Source organism: Bacteroidota bacterium, assembly GCA_008933805.1.
Taxonomy (GTDB): Bacteria; Bacteroidota; Bacteroidia; order UBA8524; family UBA8524; genus SB11.
In genome coordinates this window covers 19,410-33,054 of record WBUH01000008.1, presented here as the reverse complement: position 1 = coordinate 33,054, position 13,645 = coordinate 19,410, and the positions used below count along the sequence as shown (strand labels likewise).

General features: G+C 42.6%; 4 protein-coding genes. All 4 read right to left on the bottom strand.

All coding sequences use genetic code 11. The features are described 5' to 3' along the window. Positions 1 to 10 precede the first annotated feature (10 nt). The 4 genes from hscA to F9K23_09245 all read right to left on the bottom strand — a co-directional run bounded on the left by hscA (position 11) and on the right by F9K23_09245 (position 13,554). Positions 11 to 1,861, bottom strand: coding sequence for a Fe-S protein assembly chaperone HscA (gene hscA / locus F9K23_09260; protein KAB2915911.1), 1,851 nt, complete (start codon positions 1,859 to 1,861; stop codon positions 11 to 13). A gap of 134 nt (positions 1,862 to 1,995) precedes the next feature. Beyond that, positions 1,996 to 5,847: a T9SS type B sorting domain-containing protein gene (locus F9K23_09255; protein ID KAB2915910.1), complete on the bottom strand. Its 3,852-nt coding sequence runs from the start codon at positions 5,845 to 5,847 to the stop codon at positions 1,996 to 1,998. 97 nt (positions 5,848 to 5,944) lie between these two features. Next, on the bottom strand, positions 5,945 to 9,778 hold the full coding sequence (locus tag F9K23_09250; protein KAB2915909.1) for a PKD domain-containing protein: 3,834 nt from the start codon (positions 9,776 to 9,778) through the stop codon (positions 5,945 to 5,947). 95 nt (positions 9,779 to 9,873) lie between these two features. Then, positions 9,874 to 13,554, bottom strand: a complete 3,681-nt coding sequence (locus F9K23_09245) for a T9SS type B sorting domain-containing protein (protein KAB2915908.1) — start codon at positions 13,552 to 13,554, stop codon at positions 9,874 to 9,876. Between the last annotated feature and the right edge of the window lie 91 nt (positions 13,555 to 13,645).

The window sequence follows — 13,645 nt, the reverse complement described above, 5'->3', positions numbered from 1 at the left end:
TTAGGCAGTATTAAATTTTTTTACCTTTCATAGCTTGTGAAATGGCAATGTCCATCAACCTTTCGGCAAATGGGCGGGTGTATTCGTTCAGCTCGTCAATAGCACGTAAAATAACATCCTTATCACCGGTTTCCAAAGCATTCCTCAAATCATTTATATAGAGCGAAGTATTCTGCAACTCGTTGTCTGAGAGTAACGATTGATTCTTATCTATAAAACGCTCAGTGGTATAAATTAATTGTTCACCTTCTGTACGGGCTTCAACTACCATGCGTTCCTGCACATCGTTTTGTGCATTTTCAATCGAGTCTTTCAGCATGCGTTCCACCTCAGCATCCGTCAAACCGTATTGGGGTTTAACTTCCACCTCTTGTTTTGTGCCGCTGCGCAATTCCTCAGCTTCTACTTTCAAAATACCGTCGGCATTCAAAACAAAATTCACCTGTATTTTGGGTAAGCCTGCCGGCATGGCGGGTATTCCTTTCAAATCAAACTCGGCCAGTTTTCGGTTTTCTTTCACCAATTCGCGCTCACCTTGGTAAACGTTCACCTTCAAATTCACTTGCCCGTCCACCGATGTAGTGTATTGTTTGCCCACCTTAGCAGGTAGTTTGCTGTTGCGGGGGATAATCACATCCATCAATCCGCCCAGTGTTTCAATACCCAACGATAGGGGAGTAACATCCAACAACAACATATCCTTGCGGTTACCCGCCAAAATATCAGCCTCTATGGCTGCACCCAAAGCCACTACTTCATCGGGGTTTAGTTTATCGTGCAATTCAGAATGACTGAAAAATGCTGCTACTTGTTGTTTTACAAAGGGTGTACGTGTGCTGCCGCCCACCATCACCACTTCTTCAATTTCGTTTAAGTTTAGCTCGCTGTCTTTTAGCGCATTTTGGCAACAAACGATGGTGCGTTTTACAATAGGGGCTATGCAGGCTTCAAATTCAGCAGCACTAAGGGTTATGGTTACGTTGTTTATCGTTCCGCTAAACTCGGCGTGGCTGCTCAGGTGTTTTTTTGCCTCTTCGGCAGTTAAACGCAGTTGTTGCTGCAAGCCTTTATCGGCAGTGGCATCAAAGCCGTATTTAGCTACCCAAAAATCAACAACGGCACGGTCAAAATCATCACCTCCCAAATAGGTATCTCCGTTGGTGGCCAATACTTCAAACAAACCGTTATGTATCCGCAATATTGAAATATCAAATGTACCGCCGCCCAAATCGTACACGGCTACGGTTTTTTCTTCGTTTTTGTTCAATCCCATCCCGTAGGCAAGGCTGGCCGCTGTGGGCTCGTTCACAATGCGCAATACGTCCAATCCCGCAAGTTTTCCGGCATCGCGGGTGGCTTGGCGTTGTGAATCGTTAAAATAGGCAGGTACTGTAATTACCGCTTTTGATACCGAGGCTCCCAAATGGGCTTCGGCACGGTTTTTCAGTTCTTTTAGGATGAATGAGGATAGCTCAACGGGAGTATAATATTTCCCGTCTAACTGAACGCGTACAAGGTTTTCGCTATCATCGTCAATAATTTTATAGCTAAAAAAATCGCTGTGGTTGCTAACGTCTTTGTACGATTTACCCATCAGCCTTTTGGCAGAGTAAACAGTGTTTTGCGGTTGTGTGATAAGAAAGGGTTTGGCTGCATTACCCACACTTACAGTGCTGTTTGCAGCAAAGTGCAATAATGATGGGACAATGGTTTGCTTATCAGTACCCGAAAGGGCTACCGGTTGTAACGTTCTTTCGTCAATAATGGCAACAAGGCTGTTGGTGGTTCCTAAATCAATCCCCACAATCACATCCTTCTTTTTTATACTTCCGCTGGTTAAATCTATCGAAACTAAGGGCATCGGCTCACAAATTGCTGTTCAAAAAAATAAGCAACAAAGATACTGCGATTTTTGTTGGAACGCCCACGCGTACTTTTTGTTTCAAGTGATAAGTTTCAGATTTATGGAGCGGTGAACTGCAACACTGGCTGCGCTTAGTATAGCAAATGCAGGTTGCCTTTGTAGTTGCGCACGCGGGTATCGGTGCCCATAATACGGATGCTGTACACATACACACCTTCGGGCATTAGCTTGCCGTCAAAAGTGCCGTCCCAGCCCTCTTCAGGGTTGGTGCTTCTGTACACTTGCTGTCCCCAACGGTCAAAAATCTGCATTTCAAACTCGCGGTAAAAATAAGAGCCTTCTATGCGGTAAATGGGGTTGTGTATGTCTCGGTTCGGTGAGAACGCATTAGGTACAAATACTTCAATATCCGGTATTACCGTTATAGTAGTGTCGTGGCTTGAGAAACAACCCTCTTTGTTTGATACAGTTAGGATTATTTTGTATGTGCCTGTATCGGCAAACATAAACTTAGGATTTTTTTCGCGGCTGGTTTCGCCCCTGTCAAAATTCCAGTAGTAATTATCTGCACCTGTAGAAAGGTCGAAGAAATCATAAGTTGTTCTATTGCCCCTTTGCTCAATCAATGATGTATTGAAGAACGCCTTTGGAGCCGGTTTTACGGTAAGAGCAGTATCAATGGTTAGGGTGTCTTTACAACCCAAGTCGGTAGTGCCAATTAGTGTTACATTGTAAGGGCCAAAAGCATTGTAATAATGTACAGGGTATTTCACCTCTGCTGAGTCGCCATCGCCCAAGTACCATTTCCAATCTACAATCCTGCCTGTAACTACTTTTGAGAAGTTATTGAAGCGAGCGGAATCAGAACCGCAAACGTCACTAACTTCAAAATCAATTTCGGGTGAGGGGTATAGTGTAAAGGTTTTGGTTAAACTATCGCGGCAACCTTTATTGGTAACGGCTAACAAAGAAAGCTGGAACCTGCCCGATGCTCCGAAGGTTTTGGGAGCGGGATGGTCAACAGTGTCCATATCACCGTTTGAATAAGTCCAGCGGTATTTAACGGTTCCTGTAGGAACGGATGAACCATTGATAATTGGGAAACTGTGATGATTAAAACATAGCGTATCAGGCCCTGTGGTAATGAGCAACGTAGTTTGCGGTGCTATCTCAAACGGTTTCACTATCGAGTCGGCACAAAGACTATCGGTAGAGGCCACCAGTTTCATAGTATTCACCGCGTGGGTGGTAAAAACCCTGTTTACTGATGTACTGTTGGATAAGAAGGTGTCGTTCAGCTTCCAAACAAACTCTTTTATCTTACCCTCAGTCAGCACTGTGCTGTTAAAGAAGTTAAAATTATTGCCCCGCAAACACTGCAAACTATCATTAATAGTAAAGTTTACATTGGGTATCGGGTTGATGTAGATGTTGCGTTTGGTGCTGTCTTTACAACCGTTGGGCAATTGCGCATATAAACGTACAGTATAAGCCCCTTCGGTTGGGTAGCTGTAGGTGGCGTTATAAGTATTAAACGTTTTAAGGTCGCCCATATCCCAATTGTATTGGGCACCTGGTTGGCCGTAAACAAAGCTTTGGTTGGTAAAGGCCGATGGGTTTTTAGTACATTTTTTATCGTACGTAAACGCAGGCTTTGGAGCCGGTTTAATTGTAGCACGTTTAATAACACTATCGGGACAACCGTCAGCAGTGGTGGCGGTTAATACAATATTGTAAGTGCCAGTGTCACCATAGGCTTTTACAATGTTGGTAGATGTATCATTAAATCCGTCGCCCATTTTCCACAAATAGGTAAGTGAGCCTTGTGCAAATATTGAACTGTTTAAGGTTTTTAAAGTGTCGTTTACGCACACATCAGCCGTGCTGAAGTTGGCTTTTGGTGAGGGGAAAATAGTAAACGTTCGGCGTATAGTATCGTTACAGCCGGTTGCGGCTTTGGCAATTAATGAAATGTTATAGGTTGAGTCTTTGGTGTAAGTTTTTGTTGGCGAAGCCTGTGTACTTAATGAGCCATCGCCAAAATCCCATTCATAGCCAACAATTGTACTGCCTATTACTGTGCTTTTTTGTACAGGGCTAAATGAATGACTGTTAAAACACTGCGGGTTTGTAATTTGGTAATCGGGTTTGGCATTTGCATTCACCATTACCGTCATTTCATTAGAGTCAACGCACAAATCAGCGGTTTCAACAAACAGCTTTACTTTAACTTGACCGGGCTTACTAAACTCTCGTGTAAACGATAAGAAGTTGCCAAATTTTGGCAGGGTATCGCTAAACTCCCAAAAACTTGTTTTTCGCTTACTGTTGTTTATAAATCGGGTGGTATCACTAAAAAAGAAACTATTGCCTATAAAACACTGTGTTTGGTTATTTACAGTGAAACCTACCACGGGCTTAGGAAGTGTACGGACGGTTGTGGTGAGTGTGTCTATATACGGGCAGGCATCTTGGTAGGTAACAATGTTACGTACATTGTAAATACCTTGTGCCGCAAATGTTTTATTTACCTGCTTGCCTGTAATTGTTGTATTGTCATCAAAAAACCACTGGCTAAGCGATATACGGTTTTGGTTACCAGTGTTTAGAAGGGTAACATTTGTTGAACCGCAAGTGAGCGGCAAGGTGCCTATATCGTACGATGTAATCCTTGAATTAGCGGCCGCTGTAACTAAATACGCAGTATTAAAATCAGCATTGTATGTATATGCAAGAAAACCGCTGTCGCAAACAACGTTGTGAGGCCCTCTGCTGCCGTTAATAGATACATAGCTCCACTCTTGGCAGCTTCCAAACGAAGAGAAGTTGCTGATAGGTACCGATGAATTGTTTACTCTTAATCTTGTGCGCGCTGAAGTACGGATTACAAGCAGCAAATCATTAGGGTTACCAAAACTTACGTTTGAGTTACCTACTATCAAACCACTCTTCACCATTTGCTCGGCAGGAGATATAATCATCAATCGCGGAGTTGAGCCGCCTTGGCAGCCAAACCCTTCGGTATATTGGCCTACTAAAACACGGCTTGATGCTTCAACACAAAATGACTCATTGTTTTTATTCCCGCTTACAGTAATCATCTGCCCTTGGTTAAGGGTGGTGTTACTGCCGTTTACCGTAACTATAGTTCCGTTGGTGATAGATAATATACGATAGGTGTGTTGTGGTGCCTGAAAGCCACCCGATACAATAGGAGCAATGGCAAAACGTTTTCCCCAAGTATCTACGTGAGGCATTATTTCATATAATTCACCGCAGTTTGTACAACTTGAAGGAACTTGGGAACAAGTTGACCCTGAATATACTGCAATAGGTTTGCAACCGTTAACTACGCGCACATACGTGCCCGTTAAATCGTTTACGTTAAAGCCTTCTACACGGTAGGTTTGTCCCTTGTTCAGTGTTTTTTGATACGTTTGTCCGGCTTGTTTTCCGCCTCCGGTTTGTTGCGAGGGGGTGATTTCAATCAAGGTGTTGTCTTGTGTAGCAACCACAATAAGAATGGAGCGACCGGTGCCGTTTGCCTCAAAACTCATCGCATAGTACTCTGTCCCAAGATGCTCAATGGGGTATACCATCGTACCGTCGCCTGAGGTGCCGGCCAATAATTGCACTTGTATTTTGGCAGTTGCAATTACTTCCACACCGTAATACCCTACTAATTCGCCTGTATCGCTATTACTTGCTAAAATGGGAATATTAACGTCCTGCGGTACATTGGCAACCAATGAAACAGTGGTAGTAAAACCTTTAACAGTGTTTTGTATGGTTACAGTAGTGTTGGTTCTAGACCAAATGGTGATTGTATTGGTGGGACCGAAGGAGAAGCTTCCCTTGGTAAAGGTGAGCCAAAAGTGCTGACCTTCAAAAGCGTTTACCTGCGCACTTGCGTAGTTTGTTTGCGCCACCAATGCAGTAGCAAACAATACAAGCAACAGTAGGTAACGTTTTATAAGGTTCATTCGGTTCTTTGGTTTTAGCCTTAATACAATTTTACAAAAATCCACTCAAATAATCTTTAAAAGGTTTAAAAATAAGACGTTTAGGAGGCTTTTGGGTTTACCTTAACAGGTGAACATTTCCACTATACGCTCTTATTTTTCCCTTATAGTCAATCATTCTTATTCTATATACATAAACCCCGGTGGGTAAAGGTGTTTCTTCATACTCTCCGTTCCATCCTTGGTAAGGATTCATCGTATAAAACAACAGTTTACCCCAGCGGTCAAATATCCAAAATTCAAATTCTTTGCAGTAGTAAGTACCCTCAACTTTAAACACCGGATTCATAGGGTCTTTATTCGGTGTAAAGGCATTGGGAATATCAATATTAAAATCGGGTGATATATATATCACCGTGTCAAATTCATCAAAACAGTTGAAGTTGTTGATTGCTGAAAGTATAACCCTGATATATCCTGTGTCTTTGAATGACTCAGTGGGGTTTTTTGCGCGGCTGAAACCACCGTTGCTAAACGCCCACGAAAAATTATCGCCAAACAGGGTTTTGTTTATAAAGTTTACAGAAGTACTTCCTGCTACATTGTCGCCAATTTCGGTAGTGAAGTAAACTTTGGGAGCGGGGTTTACAATCACACCTGAATCTTTACTGATTGTATCGCTACAGCCGTTGGCCGAACGCCCCATAAGGGATACTTTGTATATGCCCGGGCCGCTGTAGTTGTGTATAGGTTCTTTTTGGGTTGAAGTTCCTCCGTCACCAAAGTTCCATAGCCAGCCCGATGCATCTCCGGTAGTGGTGTTTACAAAGTATGCTGAGTCGTTTTCGCAAATAGATTGGGTAGCAAAATCAACTTTGGGGTTAAACTCAACATATAGTTTGGTAAGAATGGAGTCTTTACAGCCTTTATCGGATGTTGAAACCAGCCAAGCCAGATACGTACCGGGGACCGCAAAACTCATCGGGGGCGGGTTGGTTGTGGCGAATGTTTGGCCTGAGCTGAACTTCCACATATAGCTAAGTGTTCCCTGCGAAATGCTTGAGTTATTGGTAAGGGTAAATACATTACCGCCCAAACACTGGCTTGAGTCGTTAGTTGTGGTTGCTAAGGTTGCTTGCGGCCAAATGATAACTTGTTTTGAAAACGAGTCAACACAACCGCTGTCGGTAACCGCAATCATTTTTACATTGTACGTGCCTTGTGATGTGAGGTTGCCACCCCAAAACGACCCTGTGCCTGCAAAAGTGTCGTTGAACTTCCATTGGAAAGAAGCTACTGAGCCGCGTTTCATTACCACTGACTCTGAAAAAGTATAATAGTTTTGGCTAAGGCATTGTACAGTGTCATTACTGTAAAAGCTAACCAATGGATGTGCGTTGACGTAGAGCCTTTTTTCAACGGTATCGTAGCATCCGTTTGCTGATTTTGTGTACAGCTTTACTTTGTACCAGCCTGTATCGGTATATAAATGTTGGGTATTGCCTGCATTTTGTTGCTCCACGCCATCCCCAAAATACCATCTGTTTATTTGAGCTGGCTCTCCGTATCTATTTGTTGTATCTGTAAATGCTACCGCTCTGTCTTCACAAGAAGTATTTACCGTAAAATCAGCGATAGGGACAGGAATAACTCTTATTGGCTGCACAACGCTGTCTTTACAAAACATTTCAGAGGTGGCTACAAGTTTCAAAACCTTCACGCCTGTATCGGCATAAAGACGGTTCTTTTCAAACAAGGTATCCGTGTGGCCGTCGCCATACCACCATTCGTATGCCAGTGTGCCTTTGGCAATGGTAGTAATGTTTTTTATTTTCACAGTATCGCCTTCGCAAACACTGGCCGTAACTATTCCCACGTTTGGCGAAGGGTTAACGGTAAAGCTGTTAGTTGCCGTATCGTGGCAGCCGTTATTGGCAACAGTAACTAAAGATACAGTATATGTTCCGGTATCTGCATACACTTTGTATGGGTTTGTAGCGGTGTCAGAGGTGCCGTCACCAAACGTCCATGAATATCCGCTGATACTGGCCGGCGTGTCAATAGTGCTTTGCGGAAATGGTTGCAAACGGTTGGTTTTAAAGCATTGGTCGCCGCCAAGTGTAAAAGCCGATTTAGCATCGGGTTTAATGGTGTACGTTGAAATAACTGAGTCCGAGCATCCTTGGTCAGAGGTTATTTTCAGCATCACTCCTTTAAGACCTGAACTTGTATGCCGCCTATAAATGTATAATAAGTTCTTCTTGGGCAATGATGCCATATCAGTGTAAGTCCATACACTTTCATCCACACTGCTGCCTCCTAAATATTTTGAGGTATCTGTAAACTGGTACAGGTTGTTTTTTAAACACTCAGTGGTTGTGTTGATACTGAAACCTGCTTTAGGCGATTGCTTAGTTTTAAATGTTTTGGAAAGTGTATCAACCCTTGGGAAAATTCCGCCTATGTGCAGCGTGTTTTTAATGGTATAGGAGCCGTGTGCATTGTAGGTTTTGGTTACAAATTTGCCGCTATCCTTAGTGCCGTCGCCAAAATCCCAGTAGCTTTTTAAAATCTCGGCAGTATCGCCTGTGTTTTGCATTGTAAACGCCAAATTATCACAGGTATGGTTGTTAATTTTTGCATCAAAACTAAGGTTGGCAAAATTTGTCCCGCCAATGTAGGCATAACTGATTGCCTGCCCGTATCCATAGGCAATCATTGTGAAACCGCTGTCACACTCAACAAGGTAGTTTCCGCCTGACAATTCAAGGTTTGCATAACTGTATAAGTTACACGATGGAAACGCGGTAAATTTGTTTGTAGGCACAGAATTACCGTTAATCATCAAGTTGTTTTTTGCAGCTGTTTTTAGCAATACATACACATAGTGCTTTGTGAAGCCTGTATATCCCGGGGTGGCGTAGTTTACCCTATCAATAATTTGTTCCACCGGTGGGATAACCACCATAGCAGGGTCGCCAACTTGCACACATATAATGCCCTGAGTGTATTGTGTTACCATTATGGGTTCAGTGGCATCTACACAAATAGCATTACCTTCATTTGTTTTATGCATTACCTCGCCCTTGTTTAAAGTATCTACACGAGTGCCATTAATATTGATGTAAGTATTGTCTTTGGTTCCAATAATACGGTAAGTATATGCCGGGGTTATGGTGGGAGTGGATAAAGGAGCCAAAAGGTATTTCTTTCCTAATGCTGTTAGAGGTATCATTTGCTCCATTAACACATCACACGCGGGGCAAGCTGTGGTAGGAATATTTACACATTTGGTGCCGCTATATAATACAAAGGGTTTGCCGCTTAAATCTTCAATTAAAGAGCCTGTAATATCCAGCGTATTTTTTCCGTACTCCAAGTAGGTTTGGCCGCGGTTTAATGTAACTGTGAAAGGCACACCGGCGGGTTTCCCCGATGCTAAATCAACTTTCGGGGTGATTCTTATTTGCTGGCTGTTATATAGGCCAACTATTAAAAAATTTGAGGGGGCATTATTATTTAACCCTTCATAAGCAGAGGTGTAATACCTGTTTCCGCAAACAACTTCGGGGTATATCAGCGCGCCATCGGCAACGGCTGATCCGTAATTCATAGCGTATACCGATATGTTATGAGAAGATGTGATATGTACTGCATAATTATCTACCGAAGCCCCGGTTGAAGGTAGGCAAGCAGATGTAGGAATTGTTACAGTTACGGGTGTATTGGCCGTTAAGTTGTGGGTGGAAGAATATCCCTTAACTGAGTTTTCGATAGTAACTGTTGCGCCTGTGCGTGATGAAAGAGTTACATCGCACGTGGGAGTTATTAAACTAGGTACAAACGTGACAAAGAAACTCTTACCCTCCGATGAATTGTATTGTGCGCCAATACGACTAGCGGTGAGAAGAATACAGAAAATTAATAGCAGTATCCTGCCTTTGGTAAACATTTATTCTATAGCTAACGGAGATTGATTAATACTAAGTGCCCTCAAATATAAAAATTGTTGCCTGCGCAAACGTTTAATTTCATTAAATCAGTAATTTATCTCAACAAGTGCAGGGTGCCTCTGTGTACCCGTACCTTGCCCAAATAATCTACCAACCTTATTGTGTAAGTATATACGCCATCGGGTAAAGGGGTGCTTTCATATTCGCCGCTCCAGCCCTCAACCGGATTGTTTGATAAAAATATCAACGTACCCCAACGGTCAAATATCCTCATTTCGTACTCACTATAATAATATGTGCCTTCTATCTTAAAGGTTGGGTTTAGCGGATCTTTGTTTGGGGTAAATGCATTGGGTATAACAATGTTATAGTCAGGTGCCAGATACAGTATCGTATCAAACTCATCAAAGCAGTTGAAGTTATTAATGGCCGAAAGGATTACTTTAAAGTATCCGGTATCTTTATAAGACTCAGAGGGGTTTTTTGCCCTGCTGAATCCACCATTGCCAAATGCCCACGAAAAATTATCGCCGAAAAGGGTTTTATTGATAAAGTTTACGTTGGTGTTTCCTGATACGTTATCGCCAATCTCAGCCGTAAAATACACTTTAGGAGCCGGACTCACTACCACACCACTGTCTTTAACCATTGTGTCGCCGCAGCCATTGGCCGAACGACCTATTAAGGTTACTTTGTACACACCTGCTGCCGAATATCTGTATATCGGCTCTTTAATTATTGATGTCCCTCCGTCTCCAAAATACCAAAGCCAGCCCGATGCATCTCCGGTTGTGGTGTTTACAAAGTATGCTGAGTCGTTTTCGCAGATGGTTTGTGTAACAAAGTCGGCTTGGGGATTGTATTCGATATAGAGGTTTTTAAACATTGAGTCCTTGCAGCCATTGTCGGTAGTTGTTACCAGCCATGTTTGGTACACACCCGGTACTGCAAAGCTCATAGCGGGTGGGTTAGCTGATGTGTAGGTTTGCCCTGAAGAAAACTTCCAAACATAGCTCAAAGTACCCTGACTGATTGTAGAATTATTGGTAAGTATGAACGAGTTACTGCCTACGCACTGGCTTGTGTCATTTACCGCGACAGCCAAAGACGCTTGCGGCCACACCACAACTTGCTTTTCAGTAGAGTCAATACAACCACTATCGGTAACGGCAATCAATTTTACATCGTATTTCCCGTGAGTGGGCAAAGCTCCGCCCCAAAACGGGCCGCTACCTGCTGAGGTATCGTTAAATTTCCATTGGAACGAGTAAACCGAACCGTTTTTTAACACAACCGATTCAGAAAAGGTAAAGTAGTTGCTGCTTAGGCATTGCAAACTGTCGTTAATGTAAAAGTTTACATAAGGGCGGGGGCTTATGTACACCCGTTTTTCAATACTATCGTCGCAGCCTTTTACAGTTTTTGTGTATAGTTTTACGTACCTCCAACCTGAATCGTTGTATATATGCGTAGCACTGCCTGTGTTTTGTTGTTGTGCCCCATCACCAAAATACCATTTGTTTTCAAGCACGGTGTCCCCAAATCGTTGTGTATTATCAGTGAAGGGGGTATTAATATCGTCGCACAAAGTGCCGATGCTGAATTCAGCTTTGGGACTGGGCATTACTTTTACAGGCACAATCATACTGTCGCTGCAAAGCATTTCAGATGTAGCTACCAGCTTTAATAATTTTACTCCGGTATCTTTATACAACCTGTTTTTCACAAACACAGTGTCGGTGTGCCCATCGCCATACCACCATTTATAGGTAAGAGTCCCTTTTTTAATTGTAGAAGTATTCTTTATTATCAATGAATCGTACTGGCAAACATTAGCTACAATAATGGTTGCTTTGGGCGAAGGATTTACTGCAAAGCTATTGAAAGCAGTATCGTGGCAGCCATTATCAGCAAATGTAATCAGTGATATATTGTAGTCGCCCGTGTCAGCATACACCTTTACAGGGTTGGCTGCTGTATCCTTAGTTCCGTCTCCAAAATCCCAAGCGAAGCCGTTAATATAGGCAGGAGTGTCGATAGTGCTTAGCGGGTAGGGTTGCAAACGGTTGGTATTAAAACATTGGTCGCCTCCTATTGTGAAAGCTGAAACGGCATCAGGTTCAATTGTGTATGTGGTAGTAACCGAATCTGCGCATCCTTCATTAGATGTTACTTTCAGCTTAACACCCTTTAGTCCGGTAGATGTATGCCGTCTTGATATTGTTAATAGGTTTTTCTTAGGTAGTGAGGCGGCATCGGTGTATGTCCACACGGTTTCATTCACACTACTTCCGTGATAATACTTTGAAGTATCTGTAAACTGATAATAGTTGTTTTTTAAGCAAGCTGTTGTTGCAGTGATATTGTAACCTGCTGTGGGATTTTGCTTGGTTTTAATAACCTTAACTACCGTGTCAACTCTGGGAAAATCACCACCGAGATGAATGATGTTTTTGATGCTGTATGTGCCGTGTTTAGTATAGGTTTTGTTGACAAAAAGACCATTGTTTAAAGTAGTTCCGTCTCCAAAATCCCAAAAGCTGTTTAAAACCTTTGCCGTATCACCAGTATTCCACATATTTATTGAAAGGCTCCCGCACATTGGCTCTTCGTGCCCAATATCAACAGTTAAGCGTTTAAAAAAGCTTTGTATAAATGTAGGCAAACCATAATGGCATGTACGTCCGTTAAGGCTTACTGCACTATCTATAAAGCCGCAATTACTTCCACTTTTTTCAGGGAATTCAATAGCACTCAAAAAAGTAGTAGGCATTAATGACATGTATATTTTTCCGTCGGGTCCCAACTGCAAAGCTCCTGGTGTTTGTACGGTAAAGTTTTTGATGACAGTTCTTGATGCCAGAATATTGGCGTAGCTTCCGGCTCTTAGGTTGTATTGAACTAATTCTTGGGGTGCGGTTGTGGTTGAGGTTATATACAAGTAGTCACCGGATGGAGAAAATTCAGCCCCGTAAAACATTTTGCCTGTATCTAACATTTGGGCGTTAGATATTATCCCTGTAGTGGGATTAAAATCAAACATCTCAGCAAACTTGCTAAGGTATTCAACACCCACTAATTTTTGCCCATTGGGCGAGGCTTTTAAATACCCAATGGCCAGATACGATTGATGGAAACCTACTTCGCTTATTACAGGGGTTGGGTTTACTCCTGCACCTGTAACTAAGTACACGTGAAAAGAATCGGTTAAGCTTTGGTGGGTTATTACCCAATAGTCTTTCCCGTTGCTGTGTTTTACTGCGGTAAGCTTTTCGCCGCCTTGGTTTAGCAGTGCAACGTTTTTCACTTTCACATCGCCGTTTCCGCTATTTAGGGTAGTGTCTACAATAGAGTAAGCTGTTTGTGCACCTATTCCTCCCCCTGAGGTTGAGAATACATAATAAATGTGGGCACTATCAGGGTTTGGAACTATGATGCCTGATTGGGTGGAAGACGGATTACCCGTAAGCCCGTTACCATTGGGCATTTGGTTATGAGTTTTATCAAAAATTCTGATACCGTCGGTATAAAAAAGCAGATTTCCGTGCGCATTGCAAATTGTGGCACATCCCTCGCTTGTTGTAAGTTGTCCGTTGGTAAGTGCTTGTGGTGGTAAGGTATTAAAATGAATTCCCGCCTTTTGTCCAAAGTACCAAATACTGGCTTCTTTTTGAATTACCTGAGATATTAGTGAGGTACTGACTAGTGATAGAAGAATTGCGCAAATCCCTGTTAAAAAGGTTTTTAAAACTAAAACAGGTTGGGATGTGTGCATTACGTATCGGCGTGGCTAGTGAAACTTACATCCAAAGTTATGTAATCGTGAAGTTTTAACGCGGGATTTTCGGCTTTTTTAGACGAAATGT